Source organism: Streptococcus nidrosiense (assembly GCF_042140045.1).
In the GTDB taxonomy this organism is placed as follows: domain Bacteria; phylum Bacillota; class Bacilli; order Lactobacillales; family Streptococcaceae; genus Streptococcus; species Streptococcus nidrosiense.
Window position 1 is genome coordinate 1,269,518 of the sequence record NZ_CP152419.1, and the last position, 23,331, is coordinate 1,292,848.

General features: G+C 37.3%; 23 protein-coding genes, 1 tRNA gene and 1 riboswitch. Of the genes, 17 read left to right on the forward strand and 7 right to left on the reverse strand.

The annotated features are described in order from the left end of the window. Positions 1-4 precede the first annotated feature (4 nt). Entirely contained in the window at positions 5-169 is a 165-nt protein-coding gene (locus tag AAFQ93_RS06030) for a hypothetical protein (protein WP_000502583.1), read from the forward strand. A 35-nt stretch (positions 170-204) separates the two neighbouring features. Here AAFQ93_RS06030 and AAFQ93_RS06035 read toward each other — a convergent pair whose 3' ends face one another. Both AAFQ93_RS06035 and AAFQ93_RS06040 read right to left on the reverse strand, forming a co-directional pair. Beyond that, the gene (locus AAFQ93_RS06035) at positions 205-675 is read right to left on the reverse strand and encodes an arginine repressor (RefSeq protein ID WP_001030117.1); all 471 of its coding nucleotides are present in this window, start codon (positions 673-675) and stop codon (positions 205-207) included. Next, positions 626-2,965 carry a Xaa-Pro dipeptidyl-peptidase gene (locus AAFQ93_RS06040; RefSeq protein WP_375554924.1) on the reverse strand — a complete coding sequence of 780 codons (2,340 nt, stop codon included), beginning with the start codon at positions 2,963-2,965 and terminating at the stop codon, positions 626-628. Before AAFQ93_RS06040 ends, AAFQ93_RS06035 begins: the two co-directional genes overlap by 50 nt. Positions 2,966-3,142: 177 nt before the next feature. Here AAFQ93_RS06040 and mutY point away from each other — a divergent pair, with 177 nt between their 5' ends. From mutY to AAFQ93_RS06075, 7 genes are all read left to right on the forward strand, one after another. Continuing rightward, positions 3,143-4,306, forward strand: a complete 1,164-nt coding sequence (mutY, locus tag AAFQ93_RS06045; RefSeq protein ID WP_375554925.1) for an A/G-specific adenine glycosylase — start codon at positions 3,143-3,145, stop codon at positions 4,304-4,306. Positions 4,307-4,370: 64 nt separating this feature from the next. After that, the gene (gene yycF / locus AAFQ93_RS06050) at positions 4,371-5,075 is read left to right on the forward strand and encodes a response regulator YycF (RefSeq protein ID WP_000722070.1); all 705 of its coding nucleotides are present in this window, start codon (positions 4,371-4,373) and stop codon (positions 5,073-5,075) included. Beyond that, positions 5,068-6,417, forward strand: a complete 1,350-nt coding sequence (gene vicK, locus AAFQ93_RS06055; RefSeq protein WP_223140896.1) for a cell wall metabolism sensor histidine kinase VicK — start codon at positions 5,068-5,070, stop codon at positions 6,415-6,417. Before yycF ends, vicK begins: the two co-directional genes overlap by 8 nt. A gap of 1 nt (position 6,418) precedes the next feature. Beyond that, complete coding sequence (locus AAFQ93_RS06060; RefSeq protein WP_045763287.1) at positions 6,419-7,228, forward strand: MBL fold metallo-hydrolase; 810 nt, start codon at positions 6,419-6,421, stop codon at positions 7,226-7,228. An 89-nt stretch (positions 7,229-7,317) separates the two neighbouring features. Further along, positions 7,318-7,560, forward strand: a complete 243-nt coding sequence (gene relB, locus AAFQ93_RS06065; RefSeq protein ID WP_223140897.1) for a type II toxin-antitoxin system RelB family antitoxin — start codon at positions 7,318-7,320, stop codon at positions 7,558-7,560. Position 7,561: 1 nt separating this feature from the next. After that, the gene (locus AAFQ93_RS06070) at positions 7,562-7,816 is read left to right on the forward strand and encodes a type II toxin-antitoxin system RelE/ParE family toxin (RefSeq protein ID WP_045763285.1); all 255 of its coding nucleotides are present in this window, start codon (positions 7,562-7,564) and stop codon (positions 7,814-7,816) included. 52 nt (positions 7,817-7,868) lie between these two features. Further along, positions 7,869-8,642 (forward strand): potassium channel family protein, encoded by a 774-nt coding sequence (locus AAFQ93_RS06075; RefSeq protein ID WP_223140898.1) that lies wholly within the window; start codon positions 7,869-7,871, stop codon positions 8,640-8,642. A gap of 136 nt (positions 8,643-8,778) precedes the next feature. On the opposite strand, the gene AAFQ93_RS06080 is transcribed toward AAFQ93_RS06075, so the two are convergent. Together AAFQ93_RS06080 and AAFQ93_RS06085 are read right to left on the reverse strand one after the other, a co-directional pair. After that, a complete protein-coding gene (locus AAFQ93_RS06080; RefSeq protein ID WP_049508487.1) occupies positions 8,779-9,126 on the reverse strand; it encodes a thiol reductase thioredoxin in 348 nt (115 codons plus the stop codon). Between the two features lie 239 nt (positions 9,127-9,365). Next, positions 9,366-11,084 (reverse strand): phospho-sugar mutase, encoded by a 1,719-nt coding sequence (locus tag AAFQ93_RS06085; protein WP_375554926.1) that lies wholly within the window; start codon positions 11,082-11,084, stop codon positions 9,366-9,368. A 150-nt stretch (positions 11,085-11,234) separates the two neighbouring features. Between AAFQ93_RS06085 and AAFQ93_RS06090 the strand changes: the two genes are divergently transcribed. The 3 genes from AAFQ93_RS06090 (at position 11,235) to AAFQ93_RS06100 (ending at position 15,243) form a co-directional block, all read left to right on the forward strand. Continuing rightward, positions 11,235-13,136, forward strand: a complete 1,902-nt coding sequence (locus tag AAFQ93_RS06090; RefSeq protein ID WP_375554927.1) for an ABC-F family ATP-binding cassette domain-containing protein — start codon at positions 11,235-11,237, stop codon at positions 13,134-13,136. A gap of 1 nt (position 13,137) precedes the next feature. Beyond that, positions 13,138-14,001 carry an XRE/MutR family transcriptional regulator gene (locus AAFQ93_RS06095; protein ID WP_375554928.1) on the forward strand — a complete coding sequence of 288 codons (864 nt, stop codon included), beginning with the start codon at positions 13,138-13,140 and terminating at the stop codon, positions 13,999-14,001. A gap of 75 nt (positions 14,002-14,076) precedes the next feature. After that, the gene (locus AAFQ93_RS06100; RefSeq protein ID WP_375554929.1) at positions 14,077-15,243 is read left to right on the forward strand and encodes an MFS transporter; all 1,167 of its coding nucleotides are present in this window, start codon (positions 14,077-14,079) and stop codon (positions 15,241-15,243) included. 46 nt (positions 15,244-15,289) lie between these two features. Here AAFQ93_RS06100 and AAFQ93_RS06105 read toward each other — a convergent pair. The 3 genes from AAFQ93_RS06105 to AAFQ93_RS06115 form a co-directional block, all read right to left on the reverse strand. After that, a tRNA-Arg gene (locus AAFQ93_RS06105) sits at positions 15,290-15,361 on the reverse strand. A gap of 108 nt (positions 15,362-15,469) precedes the next feature. Next, a complete protein-coding gene (mscL, locus tag AAFQ93_RS06110; RefSeq protein ID WP_049502776.1) occupies positions 15,470-15,850 on the reverse strand; it encodes a large conductance mechanosensitive channel protein MscL in 381 nt (126 codons plus the stop codon). 71 nt (positions 15,851-15,921) lie between these two features. Further along, positions 15,922-16,356, reverse strand: coding sequence for a GtrA family protein (locus AAFQ93_RS06115; protein WP_049526581.1), 435 nt, complete (start codon positions 16,354-16,356; stop codon positions 15,922-15,924). 28 nt (positions 16,357-16,384) lie between these two features. Then, positions 16,385-16,482: riboswitch (PreQ1 riboswitch) on the forward strand. On the opposite strand from AAFQ93_RS06115, the gene AAFQ93_RS06120 reads away from it, so the two are divergent. The 6 genes from AAFQ93_RS06120 to AAFQ93_RS06145 all read left to right on the forward strand — a co-directional run bounded on the left by AAFQ93_RS06120 (position 16,480) and on the right by AAFQ93_RS06145 (position 23,329). After that, entirely contained in the window at positions 16,480-16,989 is a 510-nt protein-coding gene (locus AAFQ93_RS06120; RefSeq protein ID WP_375554930.1) for a QueT transporter family protein, read from the forward strand. It overlaps the preceding riboswitch by 3 nt. A 603-nt stretch (positions 16,990-17,592) precedes the next feature. After that, positions 17,593-18,240: a hypothetical protein gene (locus AAFQ93_RS06125; protein ID WP_375554931.1), complete on the forward strand. Its 648-nt coding sequence runs from the start codon at positions 17,593-17,595 to the stop codon at positions 18,238-18,240. 71 nt (positions 18,241-18,311) lie between these two features. Beyond that, entirely contained in the window at positions 18,312-19,109 is a 798-nt protein-coding gene (locus AAFQ93_RS06130) for a formate/nitrite transporter family protein (RefSeq protein WP_375554932.1), read from the forward strand. A 389-nt stretch (positions 19,110-19,498) separates the two neighbouring features. Further along, complete coding sequence (locus tag AAFQ93_RS06135) at positions 19,499-20,296, forward strand: formate/nitrite transporter family protein (RefSeq protein WP_060955659.1); 798 nt, start codon at positions 19,499-19,501, stop codon at positions 20,294-20,296. 80 nt (positions 20,297-20,376) lie between these two features. Then, complete coding sequence (locus tag AAFQ93_RS06140) at positions 20,377-21,669, forward strand: DUF2130 domain-containing protein (protein WP_375554933.1); 1,293 nt, start codon at positions 20,377-20,379, stop codon at positions 21,667-21,669. Continuing rightward, positions 21,659-23,329 carry a hypothetical protein gene (locus AAFQ93_RS06145; protein WP_375554934.1) on the forward strand — a complete coding sequence of 557 codons (1,671 nt, stop codon included), beginning with the start codon at positions 21,659-21,661 and terminating at the stop codon, positions 23,327-23,329. The genes AAFQ93_RS06140 and AAFQ93_RS06145 overlap by 11 nt, the downstream gene beginning before the upstream one ends. The last annotated feature ends 2 nt before the right edge of the window (positions 23,330-23,331 follow it).

A 23,331-nucleotide genomic window follows, 5' to 3' on the forward strand; every position in this document is an offset into this window, starting at 1 on the left:
AGCTATGGGAGATAAACCGATATCTTTCCGTGATGCTGATGGAAATTTTGTTTCTGCAGCAGATGTCTGGAATGAGAAGAAGTTAGAAGAACTCTTTAATCGTCTCAATCCAAATAGAGCTTTGAGACTTGCAAGAACTAAAAAGCAAGCTGAAAATAGCAAATCATAAAATAAACCCGTGATGACTATCATCACGGGTTTTTGTTACCGATCAAAAAATAGAGGTGGTGCAAATTGTTTGAGGCGTTCAAAGCAAGATTGAGCTTGTTCTTTATCCTCGCAGATAACCAAACAGACATCATTTCCACAGATAGTAGCGACTATTTCAGGAAAATTTAGGGCGTCCAAGATAGATCCGAAGGATTGTGCCAAACCTGGATAGGTTTTGATAACAACTTGGTGTTGGACGGGTTGCATCATGTAGAGGGCTTCCTCCATATAAACTTCTAGCCGTTTTTCCCACTTGGATGTAGAGCCAGTGTTGATTGAATAATAGGAGTGTTCACCTTCACGAATCTTAGAAAGATTCATCAGGTTAATGTCTCTTGAAAGTGTTGCTTGTGTGACCTGTACTCCGTTTTCAATCAGTAGTTCTTGTAATTCAGTTTGGGTATGAATTTTTTGTTTAGTGATTAGGGCTCGGATGAGCTGGTGTCTTTGCTCGGCTTTGTTCATCTACAGTCACCTCCCTTTGAAAAGGTATCTTAAGACTGGACTGTGCAAGGTCGACAGTCAAGTGATAGTCTGTATTGTCACGTACAGTAATCTCAAAGTCTGTTGTGTAAAGAACGAGACGTACTGTATCGCTTTCTTTTAGTTTGTAAATAGTTGGTTGGAGTTCAAATTGGAATTCCATCCATTCATCTGGCTTGACTTCTTCAATTTTCAATAAATCATGACGATTTTGAAGATTGAGATAGCCTTTGGTGATAACACGCTGTGCATTTGGGCTAAATGGTAGTTCGCAAAGGTTTTCCAGCATATGGTAACGGCCATTATCAATAGTACGAGCAGCCAAAACTCCTGGATATGGTTGTAGGTATTTCTTTTGACCAAGTTCGAGAAGTTGGGCAGATAGTAAGCCTTTGTTTGTACTTGATTTGAGACGGAGGTTTAGTTTAACACGCCCATTGAGATTAAGGTCTTCTGTCACTGGCAGGTCAATAGTTACCTGATTGACTTTCCCTTGATAGAGTTCATTGTTAAAGGTTTGGTAGGTCTTTCCAAAACGTTCAAAGTCTGAGCCTTGATAGTGGTTTTCAATGACAGCTTCTTCAGTACCTAATGTGAAAGTTTTGTGGTCAGTTTGATTTCCAAAATCTTCAAGAGTCATCCATGTTTGAGGAGCTGTATTGTCTTGCCAAACGACTCTTGGAAGTCGGTAATCAGTTTCATGCCCCAATAATTTCTGTGTCAAAAGGGCATTCATGGATTCACGGAAATCAATAGACTGCCAGTTGTTCATATAAACATGGGCACCGTTATGATAAAAGAGATGTTTCTTAATATTGCTTGGAAGAGCATTGAACATTTGATAGACATGAAGTGGTTTTACATTCCAGTCTTGTGAACCGTGTGTAAAGACAACTTCAGCCTTAACTTTTTCAGCATTGAGTAGGTAGTTTCTGTCATGCCAGAATTGGTTATAATCTCCAGTTTTACGGTCTAGATTTTTCTTCAGTTCTTCTATAGAATCTTTATGAGCCTCGTTTCCACGAATATAGTCACCAGCTAAGAGATTACGAGAATAAGTTAATTCATCTAATGAATCGAAGTCCTCCCCTGGATAGCCACCAGGGCTTGTTACCAGACCATTTTCACGATAATAGTTATACCAAGAAGAAATACCTGCTTCAGCAATAATGACTTCTAAACCATCAACTCCTGTAGTGGCAAGACCATTAGACATTGTTCCTAGATAAGAAAGACCAGTAGTTGCTACCTTACCGTTTGACCAGTCAGCCTTGACCTGACGTTTACGACTGTGGTCTGTGAAGGCACGACAACGACCATTGAGCCAATCAATGACATTTTTATAGGCTTCAACTTGTCGGTAATCTCCGTTGGTCATTTGACCTTGAGAATCCTTGGTTCCAAGACCAGATACGTAGATATTTGCAAATCCTCTTGGAAGGAAGTAGTCGTTAAGTGTGTAGCTGCTATTGATATGAGTGAGTTTTTCTTCAGCTTCTGGAACGAGTTCAGCTTCTCCAACAGGTTCAACCAAGTCTAATGTTGGTTTTTCTAGAGAAATTTCATGCGGTTCCTTGACTTCTAGCTCAGCTTCCATTTTGTAAAGAGCTTTATCGCTTGCTTTATCATTGGTTCCTTGATGGTAAGGACTTGCCGTTATAACAGCTGGAATTTTGCCGTGGTAAGATGGACGGATAATATTTACCTTGATAAGATCTGGCAGTCCATCATTATCAGAATCAATACGACTTTCTACATAAACAACTTCCCGAATAGCATTGTTTGCAGAAAAGGTTGCCAAACTCTTGCCATTGAAGTAGTGGTAATCATTATCCTCAGGGATAAGACCGTCGCTAACCAATTGATCGATCAAAGTATTTCCCTTTTTAGTGCGCGTGTTAAGGAGTTGATAGAGATTGTCAATCAAATCTCCGTATACAATAGGGAATGCCGTTTCTTTATGAAAAGCAAGACCATCTTCAAAGTCTGTCAAGTAGTTGAAACCAAGCAACTGAAAGGCAACAGTATAGAAAATTTCTGCAGTTAATTCACGATCAGAATTGAAGAAAGTGAGCAGATCAGTTTCTTTATCAACAGCTAAAGTTGAGAGGGGATAATCTGTATTTTTGTAATTGAAAAAACAAGTTCTAACAAAAGCTTCAAACAGTTCTTTCGCAGAATTTGATTGGTCTAGCTTGAATTCAAGGCTGGATAATTCCTGTAAAGCTTGTTGCTGGCTTACAGGATAGTAACTGAATTGATTAAAACGCATAGATGCCTCCTTTGAAGAATCATTAAATTTATTATATCAAAAAAGTAGGGAAAATGATAGAAGCAGCTGGTTTGTAAAGACTAAATTGCTAATTTTCTAATAGAATTTAAGAGAGTGTTTTAACAAGCCCTATCTTGATTTTTTGAGTATCCTAAAAGGTTATGCTATACTAGAAATATGTTAGATTTGGAGAAATATGGTGTGACCATGTGGGAAGAGGACAAGATTCTCTCTTTCCGTCAAAAATTATTAGCTTGGTATGACGAAAATAAGCGTGATTTACCTTGGAGACGGAGTAAGAATCCTTACCATATCTGGGTATCTGAAATTATGTTGCAGCAAACTCGAGTTGATACCGTCATTCCCTATTATGAACGTTTTTTAGACTGGTTTCCGACTGTTGAGAGCTTAGCAAATGCTCCTGAGGATCGCTTATTAAAAGCCTGGGAAGGACTTGGCTATTATTCTCGTGTTCGCAATATGCAAACAGCCGCTCAACAGATTATGAATGAATTTGAAGGCAAGTTTCCGTCCACTTATGAAGGCATTTCAAGCTTAAAAGGGATTGGTCCTTATACAGCTGGTGCAATCTCTAGTATTGCCTTTAACCTTCCGCAGCCTGCAGTAGATGGCAATGTCATGCGCGTTTTGGCACGTTTGTTTGAAGTCAATCATGATATTGGAAATCCTAGCAATCGAAAAATATTTCAAGCGATGATGGAAGTTCTGATAGATCCTGATCGTCCAGGTGATTTCAATCAGGCTTTGATGGATTTAGGTTCAGATATTGAGGCTCCTGTTAATCCAAGACCGGAGGAGAGTCCTGTTAAGGAGTTCAGTGCTGCTTACCAACATGGGACCATGGATCGCTATCCCATTAAGGCTCCCAAGAAAAAGCCAATCCCTATTTATCTAAAGGCTCTTGTAGTGCAAAATAATCAGGGGCAGTTTCTATTAGAGAAGAATGAGAGTGAAAAACTCTTGGCTGGATTTTGGCATTTTCCCTTGATTGAAGTTGATGAATTCTCAGACCAGACTCAGGACTTGGACCTTTTTAGTCAAGTAGCGGAGCCAATTCTAGAACTGGGACCATCTCCACAGGAGAGTTTTGAACAGGACTATGATCTTGAAGTTGATTGGCAAGATCTACGATTTGAAGAGGTCAAGCACATTTTTAGCCATCGTAAATGGCATATCCAGATAATTGCAGGCCGAGTTACTGAAACACAGGAATATGCAGATAGAGAAGTCCTTTGGTTAAGTCCGGAAGAATTTATCAATTATCCCCTAGCTAAACCTCAGCAAAAGATTTGGCAAGCCTACTTGAAAAGAAGCTGCTAGTATCGGTCTTTCGTGTCTTCTTTACATTTTTTTGGTATAATGAGATAAGGAAAAAGGTGACTAAATGAAAAAAATACTAATTGTAGATGATGAAAAACCCATCTCAGATATTATAAAATTTAATATGACCAAGGAAGGTTATGAAGTTGTAACTGCTTTTAATGGTCGTGAAGCTCTTGAACAATTTGAAGCTGAGCAACCAGATATTATTATCTTGGATTTGATGCTTCCAGAGATTGATGGACTTGAAGTTGCAAAAACTATTCGTAAGACAAGTAGTGTTCCTATTATCATGCTTTCAGCAAAGGACAGCGAGTTTGATAAGGTTATTGGGCTTGAACTTGGAGCGGATGACTATGTAACCAAGCCATTTTCAAATCGTGAACTACAGGCCCGTGTTAAAGCTCTTCTCCGTCGTACAGATATTGTCTCAGTTGATAACCAAGAACCTGAAACGAAATTACAAAGTCTGCAGATTGGCGATTTGGAGATTTTACCCGATGCTTACGTGGCTAAGAAATATGGTGAAGAGTTAGACCTAACCCACCGAGAATTCGAACTCTTACATCATTTAGCTTCTCATCTTGGTCAAGTTATTACCCGAGAACATCTTCTTGAAACTGTTTGGGGATATGACTATTTTGGAGATGTCCGTACAGTTGATGTAACAATTAGACGTTTGCGCGAGAAGATTGAAGACACACCAAGTAGACCTGAATACATCCTAACTCGTCGTGGAGTAGGATATTATATGAGAAATAATGATTGAAGTAATTAAACAAACAATTTTGACGAGTGACTTTATCTTTATCCTCATCCTAATTGGCTTTATTATGCTGGTGACTTTTCTTTTGCTTGAGAGCCGTCGTGATAATATTCGCCTTAGACAGCTAAACCAGAAGGTTAAGGATTTGATTGCTGGTGATTATTCTCAGGTTTTGGATATGCAGGGAAGCTCAGAGATAACTAATATCACTAACAATCTTAATGATTTGTCAGAAGTAATCCGTTTGACTCAAGAAAATCTGGAACAAGAGAGTAAAAGGTTGAATAGTATCTTGTCCTACATGACAGACGGAGTACTTGCGACCAATCGTCGTGGTCAGATTATCATGATTAATGATATGGCTAAGAGACAACTTGGAGTTGAAAGGGATGATGCTCTTAATCAAAATATCTTAGAGTTACTCAAGATTGAAGAAGAGTATGAGCTGAGAGATCTCATTACCCAAAGTCCTGAATTGATGATTTATTCGCAAAATGTGAATGGGGAGTATATCAGCTTGCGCGTGCGTTTTGCCTTGATTCGTAGAGAGTCTGGCTTTATCTCTGGTTTAGTAGCAGTTCTACATGATACAACTGAACAAGAGAAGGAAGAACGAGAGAGAAGGCTTTTTGTTTCGAACGTTAGTCATGAGTTGCGTACACCTTTGACCAGTGTAAAATCCTATCTTGAGGCCTTGGATGAAGGAGCTCTTACAGAACCGGTTGCTCCAGACTTTATCAAGGTTTCTCTGGATGAAACCAACCGTATGATGCGGATGGTGACGGACCTCTTGCATCTTTCACGGATTGACAATGCAACTAGTCACTTAGATGTTGAATTGATTAATTTTACGGCCTTTATCACTTTTATCCTTAATCGTTTTGATAAAATGAAAAGTCAGGATGAGGAGAAGAAGTACGAGTTGGTGAGAGATTATCCGATTAACTCTGTTTGGATTGAGATTGATACGGATAAGATGACCCAGGTGATTGATAATATTTTAAATAATGCTATCAAGTATTCACCAGATGGTGGAAAAATCACTGTAAGCATGAAGACTACAGATGATCAGATGATTTTATCAATTTCGGACCAAGGGCTTGGGATTCCTAAAGAAGATCTACCAAAGATTTTTGACCGTTTTTATCGTGTTGACAAGGCAAGAAGTCGTGCTCAAGGTGGTACTGGTCTAGGACTTGCTATTGCTAAAGAAATCGTCAAACAACATAAGGGATTTATCTGGGCTAAGAGTGAATACGGTAAGGGTTCAACCTTTACTATCGTACTGCCATACGATAAGGATGCCGTGAAAGAAGAGATTTGGGAGGATGAACTAGAAGACTAGAATGAGTGATATCGGTTTTAAATACAGTATTTTAGCATCGGGTTCCAGTGGAAATTCATTTTACTTGGAAACACCAAAAAAGAAAATTTTAGTAGATGCGGGCCTATCTGGCAAAAAAATTACAAGCCTTTTGAGTGAAATCAATCGTAAACCAGAGGATTTAGACGCTATCTTGATTACGCATGAACATTCAGACCATATCCACGGTGTGGGCGTTCTGGCTCGTAAGTACGGCATGGATCTTTATGCCAATGAGAAAACCTGGCAGGCTATGGAAAATAGTAAGTATCTTGGTAAGGTTGACTCGTCGCAAAAGCATATTTTCGAGATGGGAAAAACTAAAACATTTGGCGACATCGATATTGAGAGCTTTGGTGTGAGTCATGATGCAGTTGCGCCCCAGTTCTATCGTTTTATGAAGGATGATAAGAGCTTTGTTATGTTGACGGATACGGGATATGTTAGTGACCGTATGGCTGGCATTGTCGAGAATGCAGATGGCTATCTAATCGAGTCAAATCATGATGTGGAAATCCTGCGAGCAGGATCTTACGCATGGCGACTCAAACAACGCATCCTGTCTGACCTTGGTCACCTTTCAAATGAAGATGGAGCAGATGCTATGATTCGCACACTAGGTAATCGTACCAAGAAGATTTACCTAGGCCATTTGTCTAAGGAAAATAATATCAAGGAGCTGGCCCACATGACCATGGTCAATCAGTTAGCTCAGGCAGATCTGGGAGTTGGAGTAGACTTTCAAGTTTACGATACTTCACCAGATACCGCAACACCATTGACGGAGATATAGCAAGGAACGCCGAGAGGTGTTCTTTTTATCTTGACTGAGCTCTTAAAAAGTAATACAATAGTGTTACCAATAGTTATAGGAGAAGAAACATGACGACTATTACATTAAAAGTTTCCGAAGCAGATAAAACATTTATGAAAGCCATGGCTAAGTTTGAAGGAGTTTCTCTATCAGAGTTGATACGGACAAAAACTTTAGAAGCTTTAGAGGATGAATATGATGCTCGTGTAGCAGATTTAGCTTATCAAGAGTATTTAGAAGATTTGGAAAAAGGGCTTAAACCCATTACTTGGGAAGAAATGATGCATGATCTAGGTCTGGAGGAAGATTAACTTGTATAAGCTAGTTCCAACAAGACGATTTATTAAACAACTAAGGAAATTAGATCGTTATACACAAATATTAATTACAAAGTATCTAGAAAATAACGTTTTAGAGGATCCAAGACGTCATGGGAAAGCTTTGGTGGGGAATCGAGGTGGTCAATGGAGGTACCGGATTGGTAATTATCGAGTTATTGTGCAAATTGTAGATGATGAACTGATAGTCTCTACTCTGGAAGTTGGTCATCGTAGAGATATTTATTAGAATTCCCATTAAACTATTTTATTTACTTTTTATAACAAGAGGAGTTTACAGATTGCAGAACAAGTGGAAGATAAAAGCCTATTACGATACTAGTATTATAATATTAGCTTTAATATCAGTTGTTTTAGTAATACTTGGTTTTACAGATTTAATTGATCTTGAGAAACCTCCATACAGTATTATAGACTTAGTCATATGGTTTGTTTTTCTTGTCGATTATATTTGGAGATTTAGTATTTCCAAAAGTAAATGGTCATTTATTATAAACAACATTTTTGACTTGCTTGCAATTCTGCCTTTGAATGCTATTTTTACAGTTTTTCGTTTGGGGAGGATCTTCCGTCTTGCACGCTTAACAAAGTTAGTAAAACTAAGTCGGTTATTAAGAATTATAGGTCTTACTGGCAAATTAGAGAAAAAGCTAAAAATTTTTCTAAGAACAAATGGATTAATTTACATTCTGTATGTCAATTTTTTTATCGTTCTAGTTGGTAGTTCAATCTTATCAGTTGTTGAAGAGAAGTCATTTTCTGATAGTGTATGGTGGTCACTTGTTACAGTTACAACTGTTGGATATGGGGATATTGTACCGAGTAGCCTATTTGGAAAATGGCTAGCTGTATTATTGATGCTAGTTGGAATTGGAACAATAGGAATGCTAACAAGTTCTTTAACTAATTTTTTTGTTAAGGATGAATCTAAAACTCAAATAAATCTTGATAAACTTTATAAGGAAATTGAGAATCAAAGACAATTAATAGAATCACAAGATAAAAAGCTTGAGGAGCTGAATCAGATGGTTAAAGAATTGCTGAAAAAAAGTTAGCAAACAAATAGTTCTTCAACAGTCTATAAAATCAAAAAACGCATAATATCAGGTGTTCATAAACCTTGATATTATGCGTTTTAACATGAAAAAAATTATTGGATTATCTCCTAAAATTCAATTTAAACTAAGTTTCTTACAACCCAGCAAATTCTTTGATTTCTTGAGCTGACATTGAAGAGTCGCAACGGACATTGATTTGTCCATTTGCAACATGGACGAATCCTGGTACAGTAGGGATTTCATAGCGTGAGCGGAAGTCTTGTAAAGCTTCAAGTTGACTTGGTTCTTCGCTATTGATGAAGTAGATGTGCGCTTTGGTTTCAGCTACTACACCAGCCAATGTACCAGCAAATTTACGGCAGTAAGGACAAGTTTTGCGTCCGATAAAGAAAGTTGCAGTTTCTTGCTTGTCAAGTGCTTCTTGAGCACGCGCTACAGTTGTAACTTCAAGATCTTTGATGTTTTCTAAAAATTGTTCCATGAGATTACCTCGCTTTCATTGATATGTCTAGTATGCCATAAAGTTTCTAAAATTGCTTAGATTTGATACGAAATTAGATTGTTGGACAGAAACCAGTAGACCAAGTGTCGATTTACTAATCCTTGTGCTGTAAGGATTGAGCGTTCCAGTTAAATGAGATAAAAATTTCAGTCAGATATCATTTCATCTTTACTAGCAAAAATAAAGGTCAGGATTTTTCCCGACCTTTAAATAGTTTTTTATTTTACAAAGGCATTGATTTCAGCTTCGATGTTAGCAATCTTAGCTTGTGAATCTTCGTTGCTTTCACCAACAACTGCAATGTAGAACTTGATTTTTGGTTCAGTACCTGAAGGGCGAACTGCAATCCATGATCCATCAGCAAGTGTGTATTTCAATACATCACTTGGAGGAGTAGTTAAAGCTGTAACTGTTCCATCAGCGGCAGTAGATGTTTGTGCTTTAAAGTCTTCAACGACAGTGATAGTTGTTGCATTCCATTCTTTTGGTGCATTGTTGCGGAATTTAGCCATAATTGCTTTGATTTGTTCAGCACCGTCAACACCAGAGAGGGTAACAGAGATTGTCTTTTCAGCATAGTAGCCGTACTCTTTGTAGATTTCTTCGATACCATCTGCAAGAGTCAAACCACGTGAACGGTAGTAAGCTGCAAGTTCAGCAACAACAAGAACAGCTTGGATAGCGTCTTTATCACGCACGAATGGTTTAATCAAGTAACCGAAGCTTTCTTCAAATCCCATCATGTAAGTGTGATTGTGTTTTTCTTCGAATTCTTGGATTTTTTCAGCGATAAATTTGAAACCAGTCAAGACGTTGAACATAGTTGCGCCGTAACTTTCAGCAATCTTCGTTACCAAGTCAGTTGATACGATAGATTTGCAAAGGGCTGCATTTTCTGGAAGTGTCCCAGCATTTTTGTGAGCTTCCAAGATGTACTTAGCCATGATGGCACCGATTTGGTTACCTGAAAGGTTAAGGTAGCTTCCGTCTTTTTGAAGGACTTCAACACCAACACGGTCAGCGTCAGGGTCAGTTGCAACAAGAACATCAGCCCCTACTTGGCGACCAAGTTCTTCTGCAAGAGCAAAGGCTGCTTGGTTTTCTGGGTTTGGAGATTTAACAGTTGAGAAGTCTGGGTCTGGAGTTGCTTGAGCTTCAACGACTTGAACGGAGTCAAATCCTGCTTGAGCAAGAGCACGACGAGCCAACATTTCACCAGTACCGTGAAGAGGAGTGTAGACAATCTTCATGTCCTTACCAAACTCTTCAATCAAAGCTGGGTTGATGTTCACATCTTTCACTTCTTTGAGGTATTCGGTATCGACTGCTTCGCCAATAACTTCAATCAAACCAGATGCTTTTTCAGCTTCTACATCAGCAACTTCAACAGCAAATGGATTTTCGATAGCACGGATGTAAGTTGTCAAAGCATCAGCATCGTGTGGAGGCATTTGACCACCGTCTTCTCCGTAAACCTTGTAACCATTAAATGGAGCAGGGTTGTGGCTAGCAGTAATCATGATACCTGCGAAGCAGTTGAGGTGACGAACAGCAAATGAAAGTTCTGGTGTTGGACGGAGACTTTCAAAAACATAAGATTTAATACCGTGTTTAGCAAGAACTGCTGCAGATTCAAAGGCAAATTCTGGAGAGAAGTGACGGCTATCATAAGCGATGGCTACACCACGTTCTTTTTCGTTTCCACCTTTTGACTCAATCAAACGAGCCAAACCTTCGGTTGCTTGACGAACAACGTAGATATTAATGCGGTTAGTACCAGCACCAATCAGTTCACGCATACCAGCAGTACCAAATTCAAGATTGGTATAGAATGCGTCTTCTTTAGTTTTCTCGTCCATGTTTTCCAAATCTTGACGAAGGTAATCTGGAAGTTCTGCGAAATCAAGCCATTTTTGGTAGTTTTCTTGGTAAGCCATAGGAAATCTCCTTTAATATATAATCTAATCGCTTACATTATACCACGATTTGAAGTTTTAGTAAAACGTTAGCATGAGTTTCTGAAAAGTTATGAATAGAGCTAAACCACAAGTCTTGAACGGCTTACCGAAACATGCTATACTAACTGTATGATTATTTTACAAGCTAATAAAATTGAACGTTCATTTGCAGGAGAGGTTCTTTTTGATAATATAAACCTACAAGTAGATGAAAGAGACCGTATTGCCCTCGTTGGAAAAAATGGTGCTGGGAAGTCTACTTTGCTCAAGATATTGGTTGGAGAAGAGGAGCCAACCACTGGTGAAATCAATAAGAAAAAAGATATTTCCCTCTCATATCTAGCACAGGATAGTCGCTTTGAGTCTGAGAATACTATTTACGATGAAATGCTACATGTATTTGATGACTTGCGTCGTACTGAAAGACAACTTCGCCAGATGGAGTTGGAGATGGGGGAAAAGACTGGAGCAGAACTTGATAAACTCATGTCAGATTATGATCGCCTATCAGAAAATTTTCGTCAGGCTGGGGGATTTACATACGAAGCTGATATCCGTGCTATCTTAAATGGTTTCAAGTTTGACGAGTCTATGTGGCAGATGAAAATTGCAGAGTTATCTGGTGGTCAAAATACTCGTTTAGCCCTTGCCAAAATGCTACTTGAAAAGCCTAATCTCTTGGTTTTGGATGAGCCGACTAACCACCTAGATATTGAAACCATTGCCTGGTTAGAAAACTACCTTGTAAACTATAGCGGTGCCCTCATTATCGTCAGTCACGACCGGTATTTCCTCGATAAGGTTGCGACCATAACACTCGACTTAACAAAACATTCTTTGGACAGATATGTAGGAAACTACTCGAGCTTTGTGGAGCAGAAGGAGCAGAAGCTCGCAACTGAGGCAAAAAACTACGAAAAACAACAGAAGGAAATTGCTGCCTTAGAAGACTTTGTCAATCGAAATCTTGTTCGAGCATCGACAACCAAACGAGCGCAATCTCGTCGCAAGCAACTGGAGAAAATGGAGCGTTTGGACAAGCCTGAAGCTGGCAAGAAATCAGCTAATATGACCTTCCATTCTGATAGAGTATCTGGTAATGTCGTTTTGACAGTTGAAAATGCTGCTATTGGCTATGATGGTGAAATCTTATCAGAACCCATCAACCTTGACCTTCGTAAGATGAACGCCATTGCTATAGTTGGTCCTAACGGTATTGGTAAGTCAACCTTTATAAAATCCATTGTGGACCAGATTCCCTTTATCAAGGGTGAAAAGCGCTTTGGTGCTAATGTTGAGGTTGGTTACTATGACCAGACTCAGAGCAAACTGACACCGAGCAATACGGTCTTAGACGAACTCTGGAATGATTTTAAATTGACGCCAGAAGTTGAAATCCGTAATCGACTTGGTGCCTTCCTTTTCTCAGGTGATGATGTTAAGAAATCAGTTGGAATGCTCTCAGGTGGTGAGCGAGCTCGTTTGCTTCTGGCAAAACTTTCCATGGAAAACAACAACTTCTTGATTCTCGATGAGCCGACTAACCACTTAGACATCGATAGCAAGGAAGTCTTGGAAAATGCTCTGATTGACTTTGATGGGACTCTTCTATTTGTCAGCCATGACCGTTACTTTATTAATCGTGTAGCCACTCATGTTCTAGAATTATCTGAAAATGGCTCAACTCTTTATCTAGGTGATTATGACTATTATGTTGATAAAAAAGCAGAGCTAGTAGCTAGTCAAGCGGAAGAAGCGGCAGCTATTAACCAAGAAAAAGAAGTTTCTCCAGTTAACGACTACCAAGCACAAAAAGAGAGTCAAAAAGAACTTCGTAAGTTAATGAGACAAATTGAAAGTCTTGAGACAGAAATCGAAGAACTGGAAACTCAAGCCCAAGCTATCTCTGAACAAATGCATACCACCAATGATGCAGATGAACTCATGCAATTACAAGCAGAACTGGATAAAATTAGCCAGCGTCAAGAAGAAGCAATGCTAGAGTGGGAAGAATTATCGGAGCAGGTGTAAGATGGAAAATCTTGGAAAAGTCTTTCGTGAATTTCGAATCAGTAAAAATTACTCTCTAAAAGAAGCTGCAGGAGAGGCCTGTTCGACCTCCCAATTATCCCGCTTTGAATTGGGCGAGTCGGATCTGGTTGCATCTCGTTTCTTTGAAATATTAGATAATATTCACGTGACGATTGAGAATTTTATGGATAAGACTAGAAATTTTCAACATCATGAGCATGTCGGCTTGATGGCTCAGATTATTCCACTTTACTACTCAAATGATATTGAAGGTTTTCAAAAACTTCAAGAAGAACAACTTGAAAAGGCTAAGAGTTCAACTAATCCCCTCTATTTTGAGCTGAACTGGATTTTGTTACAAGGTCTGATTTGTCAAAGAGATGCTAGCTTCACTATGAAGCAGAGTGATCTGGATAAGGTGGCGGATTATCTCTTTCAAACAGACGAATGGACCATGTATGAGTTGATCCTCTTTGGCAATCTCTATAGCTTCTATGATATTGACTATGTTGCTCGACTTGGTAGAGAAGTGATGGAGCGTGAATATTTCTACAAAGAAATTGGACGCCATCGAAAACTGGTCCTGATTTTAGCTCTTAATTGTTACCAGCATTGTTTAGAACATCTTGCTTTTGAAAATGCCAGCTACTTTGAAGCTTATATAGAGAAGATCATAGGTAAGAGCATCAAACTCTATGAGCGTAATGTTTTCCACTTTCTTAAAGGCTTTGCCCTTTATCAGAAGGGGCAAAAAAAAGAAGGTTGTAAGCAAATGCAGGAAGCTATGAATATTTTTGATGTTCTTGGGCTTCCAGAGCAGGTAGCTTACTATCAGGAACATTACGATAAATTTGTCAAAAATTAATTTCCCAAATAAGGGAAAAATGAGAAACTCCTTCAAGTTTTGATACAATAGTTTCAAAATTTGAGAGGAGTTTTTATGAATCGATATGCAGTACAGTTGATTAGTCGCGGAGCTATTAACAAACTAGGAAATATGCTCTATGATTATGGAAATAGTGTTTGGTTGGCATCAATGGGAACGATAGGACAGACCGTTCTAGGAATTTATCAGATTTCTGAACTCGTCACATCCATTCTAGTCAATCCTTTTGGTGGAGTGATTTCAGACCGTTTTTCTCGACGCAAGATTTTGATGACGACAGACTTAGTTTGTGGGATTCTCTGTCTGGCCATTTCTTTTATAAGGAACGACAGCTGGATGATTGGAGCTTTGATCTTTGCTAATATTGTTCAAGCCATTGCCTTTGCATTTTCTCGCACTGCCAATAAAGCTATTATAACGGAGGTTGTTGAGAAAGACGAGATAGTGACCTATAACTCTCGCTTAGAGTTAGTTTTGCAGGTTGTTGGTGTTAGTTCACCTGTGCTTTCTTTCCTTGTTTTACAATTTGCAAGTCTTCATATGACGCTCTTACTAGATGCTCTGACTTTTTTCATTGCTTTTGCCCTAGTTGCTTTACTTCCCAAAGAAGAACCAAAGGTTCAAGGGCAGAAAAGTTTCACTGGGAAAGATATTTTTGCGGATATCAAAGATGGCTTGCACTATATCAGGCATCAAAAAGAAATTTTCTTTCTCTTGTTAGTGGCTTCCAGTGTGAATTTCTTTTTTGCAGCTTTTGAGTTTTTGCTCCCTTTTTCAAATAAACTCTATGGTGTAGAAGGAGCCTATGCGACTATCTTAACCATGGGTGCAATTGGCTCAATCATTGGAGCACTGATAGCAAATAAATTTAAATCGAGCATGAATACACTTTTGTTCTTATTGATCCTCACAGGAGTAGGAGTTTTCATGATGGGCTTGCCACTGCCTAGTTTTCTTACCTTTTCAGGAAACCTAGTTTGTGAATTATTTATGACAATTTTTAATATTCACTTCTTTACTCAGGTACAGACCAAGGTTGATGGAGACTATCTGGGGAGGGTATTGAGTACCATTTTTACACTGGCAATTCTCTTTATGCCGCTTGCGAAAGGTGTAATGACATTTTTACCAAGTGTGCAATTAGTTTCCTTTTTAATCATCGGACTTGGAGTTATTTTACTTTCGTTGGTATCAATGTTCTATATTCAAAGACAAGGGTAACACAAAAAAAAAACAACGGCGCCGTTGCTTTTTTTGTTTTCATCTATCCACCCTGAGGGAATCGAACCCCCATCTCAAGAACCGGAATCTTACGTGATATCCATTACACTAAGGGTGGAAACTTTAATTATTATATCAAAAAAGAGAGCTGAACTCAAGTTTTTTCTAGGCTTAGCAAAAGGTGAATAAAAAAAGGATTCAGTATTGAACCGAATCCTCTATATGATTATTTTTTCTCAAGAAGAGCTTTGATTTCTTGAAGAACTTCCAACTCAGTTGGACCAGCAGGTGCCTCTTCAGCGACTTCTTCTTTTTTACGAAGATTTTGAGCTTTTTCCATTGCTTTAATCACAAAGAATAGAACAGTACCAACAACTAGGAAGTTGATAATAGCACTCAAGAATTTACCATATGTAACACCATTCCAGGCAAGCTCAGCGATGTTTTGTACTTTCGCAGCTTCCAAGGCTGGGTTCAATAGGAGTGGAGTGATGATATCATTAACAAATGAAGTAACGATAGCACCAAAAGCAGAAGCGATGATCACACCGACAGCAAGGTCTACAACGTTACCGCGGAGTAAAAATTCTTTAAGATCTTTTAACATTTTCTTTTTCCTTTCGAAATTTTTACAATCCAAATTATAACTTAATCATCTGTTGAATGCAAGAAATATGCTTAGTGTTTTTTAAAAACAAAAACTTTACTGAAGATGTAATTGAGGACTATGATAGTAACTTGTGCAAAAATAGTCTCAATTGTATTGATAGTATTGAGATTATCACCTACAAACTGACCGATAATATGGGGGAAACTCGTCACAAAAATAAAGGTTAGAAGCAGGTCTAAGAGGAAGGTAATGAATCTTGCGGTCGTAAATTTTATCAGACGCTTGAACCAATTTTTTCGTTTTTGTTTAAAAACAATGGTATCATTGGTGAAAAAAGCAAACAAAATTCCAGCTATATTTCCCAGAGCAGTCGCCCATAATTCTTGTTGGAAAAAGTAAAAAATAGTGATACGAACAATGATAGAAACAAGTGTAGTTGCAACTCCAAAAAATAAGTAGGAGAGGATTTCATTGTCGAAAAATTTTTTTATGTATCTTTTCATAAAAACAGTATAGCATAAAGGACATAAATGTGCTATACTTGAAAGGTTGACTTGCTCAACCCTTGGTGCTTAGCTTCTTTCACCAAGCATATTTTACGCGGGTTAATCGCTAAAGGAGAAAACATGAAAAAACTAACTGTCCGTGATTTGGCAGATATTGCCATTGTCGCAGCCATTTATGTGGTTTTGACAATCACACCACCCCTTAATGCTATCAGTTACGGTGCTTATCAGTTCCGTATTTCTGAAATGATGAATTTCCTTGCCTTTTACAATCCTAAGTACATTATCGGTGTTACTCTTGGATGTATGATTGCAAATTTCTTCAGTTTTGGAATCATCGACGTCGCAGTTGGTGGGGGCTCTACGCTTGTCTTCCTAAGTTTAGGCGTATGGTTGTTTAGCAAATATAGTAAAGACTATCTTTTTAATGGATTGATTCGTAAAGATCATTTCTTCTTTTCAATTCTTTTTTCGATTTCAATGATCACCATTGCTGCTGAATTGAACATCGTAGCAGAAGCACCTTTCTTCTTTACTTGGTTTACAACTGCTATCGGAGAATTCGCTTCACTCATTGTTGGTGCTATTCTTATCGGAAAAATCGGTAAACGTCTTGATTTGACCAGATAAAGATATCACATCAAATATTATTAAAAAGGTCTGAACTCTGTTCAGTCTTTTTCTTATTTTTCTATAGCCCCAGACTCTCAACAAAAGTGGTATAATAAAGAAAAAAGGGATTATTTTAATATGTATAGTTATCGTATTTCGGTTTTTGAAGTCCTTTGGAAAAATCAGGTCATCAGATTTTTGTTAATTTTTTTAGCACTATTTTATTTCTATCTTTTTTTCCAAAGAGTTAAGACATCCTTAAAAAGTGGTGGGAGTATGTTGGATCCTTTTCATATTGCAAAGGGAAGATTATACATTCACACGATTATTCTTTTTAGAAAAAGGATTGTTTCTCTAGCTGAAATTAGACAGATTGATATTGATTACATTCGAGGGAGAAGAATGAATGGGGACAGGTATCATCTGTATTTTACAAGGAAAGATGGAAAATCTTTTACTTTTCATTTTGGGAAAAGCAAAAGAAACGAGGAGTTAGTGAAAAATCTTGACAATGTGGCCAAGAAGTGCCATATTAAAATCTATTATTATTATTAAGAGTCGATTGCTAAAATTGAATTGTTGTCACTTGTGACAATTGTCAAAGCCAGGAGAGTAGCTAATATGAATCAACTACAAGTAATAAGAGAAGATAAACAACTAAGAATTTTATTGATGCAAGAATGCGATATTCTCTTTTATGACCAGTTGAAAGAGGTTGAATTTTCTCAGAACAATGAAGTTTATTCTCTTTCGCCCATAGCCTTTGCTAAAGACGGTAGTGGGGGAGAATATGTAATTCTTGAGGATGAGAGTATCGGCTTTATAGGGAGTGAAGGCCAAGTTGGGAGAGTGGCAGAAAGCCTTGATGACCTGCTTACCTTCTTACTTCATGCTGGTTCTATCTCAGACTTTTCCTGTCGTTTGCTCTATCAAAACAAGGATTTGTTGGTAAAATTCAGTCAGGGATTTATCGACAAAGCACGAGAAAATTATCAGTCAAAAGGTGAAGATTGGGATAAAGTGAGAACTGGACTTGCACAAGAGTTGGGACTTGAATTTGATCCAGAAAAACTGCAAGAGTTAGCCTTAAAATTTTATCAATCAGCTATAAGAACTCCTCTATTCACTTGCAAATATAGTCATGGTGAGAATGAATATATTTGTGATTCTATTTTGTCAGATATAGTGGGCTTGTGGCTTTCAGAGCTGGTAGGATTGACTGCAGAAGAAATTGAAGCTTTTGCTAGCACTAAAAACATTCAAATGTAAAGGGCATAAATTTATTTCCCCTTAAAATATTTTATGTTATAATATTAACAATTATATTTTAAGGAGTTTATATGAGTTCGTCAGAATTTATTTCGAAGATAGATTATTATTGCCATAAGAAAGAGAGTCTATTTGACCAAAGCAAGTTTAAATATGCCATTCGCTCGATGTTTGCAGGTGCTTTCTTAACCTTTAGTACAGCCGCTGGGGCCATAGGTGCTGATCTACTCAATAGCATTGTTCCAAGTGCTGGTTATTTCCTATTTCCCTTTGTATTTGCATGGGGCCTTGCCTATATCGTTTTCTTGAATGCCGAGTTGGTCACCTCCAACATGATGTACCTGACAGCTGGAACATTCTTGAAGAAGATTGATTGGAAAAAAGCCTTTATCATTTTGCTCTATTGTGCCTTTTTCAACTTAGTTGGTGCTCTGTTAGCAGGTTGGTGCTTTGCTAATTCATCGGCTTTTTCACACCTGACACACGACAGTTATCTTCCAAAGATTGTAGCCAAGAAGTTGGCACGACCTAGCGAGTTGGTCTTGTTGGAAGGGATTTTAGCAAATATGTTCGTAAATATTGCCATTCTATCTTCTATTTTGATTAAGGATAGCAATGCCAAACTCTGGATCATCTTGTCAGCTATTTCTATGTTTGTTTTCTTGTCAAACGAGCATATTGCAGCCAACTTTTCATCCTTTAGCATTATTAAATTCAGCATTGTTTCTGACCAAATTGCTAACTTTGATATTCCCAATATCCTACGTCATTGGAGTGTTACCTTCATTGCTAACTTGATTGGTGGAGGATTCTTGATAGGCTTACCATACGCTTATCTTAATAAAAATGAAGAGACTTATGTTGATTAGTACAAGCTTTTGAAAATATAATGAAAATCAATAATAGAGGAGGTCGGGACTAAAAATCCAGACCTCGATTTTTTTGTTCAAAGAACCTTTTGATAAAAACGATATTTTCTCTGTCTATAAATTCAAACATATTATTAGTGCATGGATTTTAGCTGAAAACTAAAGAGACTTTTTTGTAAATTCAATATTGGTCTAAACAAAAACATATATTAAATATATAGAATAGAAGATTTAAAAATAAAGGGTTGAAAACATTAAAGATATTGATACTAAGCAAATGGAAACGATTGTTAAAAGTGATAAAAATATTGTAAATAGAATTAAGAAAGCCTTCCCATAATTTCGATTTTATGTTATAATATTCACAAATAAAAGTTTTAGGAGTTTATATGGTTTCTTCAGAATTTATCTCAAAAATTGAATTTGCTTGTAAGAAAAAGGAAAGTCTTTACAGTCAAAGTAAATTCAAGTATGCTATCCGTTCAATGTTTGCTGGTGCATTCTTAACATTTAGTACAGCAGCTGGTGCAGTTGGAGCTGACTTGATTAATAAGATTGCTCCTGGTAGTGGACGTTTCCTCTTCCCATTTGTTTTCGCTTGGGGATTGGCTTACATTGTCTTCTTGAATGCTGAGTTAGTAACATCTAACATGATGTTCTTGACAGCTGGTAGCTTTTTGAAAAAAATTAGCTGGAGAAAAACAGCTGAAATTCTTCTATACTGTACACTCTTTAATTTGATCGGTGCTCTTATAGCAGGTTGGGGATTCGCCCATTCAGCAGCTTATGCAAACCTTACCCATGATAGCTTTATTTCTGGAGTTGTGGAAATGAAGTTGGGCCGTTCAAATGAACTTATCTTGCTTGAAGCTATCTTGGCTAATGTCTTTGTAAATATCGCGATTCTTTCATTCGTTTTAGTTAAGGATGGTGGGGCAAAACTTTGGTTGGTTCTTTCAGCCATTTACATGTTTGTATTCTTAACAAACGAGCACATCGCCGCAAACTTTGCATCATTTGCTATTGTGAAATTCAGTGTTGCTGCTGATTCAATCGCAAACTTCGGTATTGGAAATATTCTTCGTCACTGGGGTGTAACTTTCATCGGTAACTTTATCGGTGGTGGTCTACTCATGGGATTACCTTACGCCTTCTTAAATAAAAACGAAGATACATATGTAGATTAAAAGTTGGATTCATTCCAACTTTTTCTTTTTGTTTATCCATGCTATAATGAAAGTAGAATAGATAAATTTAGAGGAATAACATGAACGAGATTAAATGTCCCAATTGTGGCGAAGTATTTACAGTCAATGAAAGCCAATATGCAGAACTGCTTTCTCAAGTTCGCACTGCAGAGTTTGATAAGGAATTGCATGAACGAATCAAACAAGAATTGACATTGGTGGAACAAAAAGCCTTAAATGAACAACAGGCAAAACTGGCTCAAAAAGATCAAGAAATTGCCCAGCTTCAAAGTCAAATTAACAACTTTAATACAGAAAAAGAATTGGCTAAGAAAGAAGTGGAGCAAAGTGCAAGTCAAAGCTTGCTAGAGAAGGAAAAAGAAGTCCAAGCTCTCGAAAATCAATTGGCTACCATGCGCTTAGAGCATGAAAATCAATTACAAAAAACACTATCTGACCTAGAAAAAGAACGTGATCAGGTCAAAAACCAGCTCCTTTTACAAGAAAAAGAAAATGAGCTGTCTCTAGCCTCTGTAAAACAAAATTATGAAGCCCAGCTAAAGGCAGCCAGTGAGCAGGTTGAATTCTACAAGAATTTCAAGGCACAACAATCAACCAAGGCAATCGGTGAAAGTTTGGAACACTATGCAGAAAGTGAGTTTAACAAGGTCCGTAGCTTTGCCTTTCCAAATGCCTACTTTGAGAAGGACAACAAGGTTTCAGCACGTGGTTCTAAGGGCGATTTTATCTTCCGTGATTTTGATGAAAATGGACTAGAATTCATTTCCATCATGTTTGAGATGAAAAATGAAGCAGACGGGACAGAGAAGAAACATAAGAATGCAGACTTTTACAAGGAATTAGACAAAGACCGCCGTGAGAAAAACTGTGAGTATGCTGTTTTGGTAAGTATGCTTGAAGCAGATAACGACTACTTCAATACTGGGATTGTCGACGTCAGCCACGAGTATGAGAAGATGTATGTCATTCGTCCTCAATTCTTTATTCAGTTGATTGGTCTCTTGCGCAATGCTGCACTGAATTCTCTCAAATACAAGCAGGAATTGGCTTTGGTTCGCGAGCAAAATATTGACATTACGCATTTCGAGGAAGACTTGGATGCCTTCAAGGTTGCCTTTGCAAAGAATTACAATTCAGCTTCTGTCAACTTCGGCAAGGCCATCGATGAGATTGATAAAGCCATTAAGCGTATGGAAGAGGTCAAGAAATTCCTCACCACATCAGAAAACCAACTCCGACTGGCTAATAACAAGCTGGATGATGTTTCGGTCAAAAAATTAACCCGAAAAAATCCAACCATGAAGGCTAAGTTTGAAGCGTTGAAGGGGAGAGTAGAAAGCAGTGGAAAATGAATTATTAGTATTGAATAGTGAAGAAGTATATGAGTTTGAAAATTTAAACTATGACGAATTAGAAGAACTACTAGAACAGCAATTTACAATAGAGTTTTCTAATCTTGAAAAATTAGAACTAGAATGTAAAGAGATTAGTTCACCAGATAAACTAGGAGATGTTATTTTAGATGAAATTTGGAATCAATTTTCGAATCAAATTGGTTTAGATATGACAAGTGACACGCTTCTTAAACAGTATAATGATAAGTATCCTAATGGTTATACAAAGGAAGAGGCTACTAAAATAATGAAAGATAAAAGGTATACTGATGCAAATAATGCTATGAAAGCAAAGCAAAAATCTGGAAATTTAAAGGATGAATATACTGGGAAAACATTAAAAATTAATGATAAAGCTAATCTAGATCACGTCGTACCACGAAAACAGATTTTCGAAAACCCATGGAGAAAAATAGCAGATATTGAAACTTCTGATTTAGCCAATAAGTCAGAAAATTTGGCAGGAACTAATGAATCCCTTAATAAAAGTAAAGGAGCAAAATCTAATAGTGACTATATCAAGAATCGAGAAGCGAGAGAAAAAAAACTCAGGGATCAACTTCAAAGAGCCAATGAGAAAATAGATAAGAAGAATATCTCAGATGCCGAAAAAAGAAATCTTAAAGCTTTAAATGAAAAAAGATTAAACGATAAATTAGCTGCAGATTCACAGAAGATGCTGAAGATTGAGAAAAAAGCAAAGAAGGCTATCAATAAAAATATAGCAAAAAAAGCTCCTGTAAGAATGGCGAACAAGGCAGGTAAAGATGCAGTTAAAGCTATGTTTGTTGCAGCATTATTTGGGATGCTGAAGGAAATTATGAATGCTTTAGTGAGGTATTTTAAAGCAAAAAAACAATCTTTTGATATATTTATAGAGGAAATGAAAAAAGCACTTCATTCATTTTTTGGCAAAATCAAAGATTTTATTAAAGTAGGTATAGATAGTTTTGTTGGAAGCATTGTTGGAGAAATTATCGGCGCATTTAACCAGAAATTACAAAAACTTCCAAACTTGATTAAACAATTATTTGGATCTATCAGAGAAAGTATTTCTTATTTATCTAACCCTGAAAATCAAACACATTCTATAGCAATTAAGATAGCTCACATTTCAAAAATCATTACTTCTGGTTCAGTTGCTGTAGGAGCAATGTTTTTAGGAGAATATTTTGAACAGTTCTTAAATAAGATACCAGGTATGACTTTTGAAATAAAACTTCTAGGAACAATTGCTAATATTTTAGGGATGTTCTTAGCAAGTTTACTGACTGGAATCTTGGGAGCGATAATCATTAACGGGCTTGATGGTTTTATATCAAAAAAAATACAAGATGAGAACAAAAAACAACAAGCTGTTAAGAAGAACGAATTGCTAAGAATTCAGGATGTTCAAATTTTTGTTGCCGAGCAAAATGTTGCTGTTAAGAGAAATGATATATTCAGTAAGATGGTTAAGAACCATCAAAAACTAAGAGAACTTCTTGGTAATGTTCAAGAGGAGTTTTCTAATTCAAAGATTGATTTCAAACAGCGATTATTAGCTAACGAAATGTACTTTGATGAAAAGCAAAGTGAACTTGAAGAAATGCAAAGTGCATTAAACGATTTATTATAGGA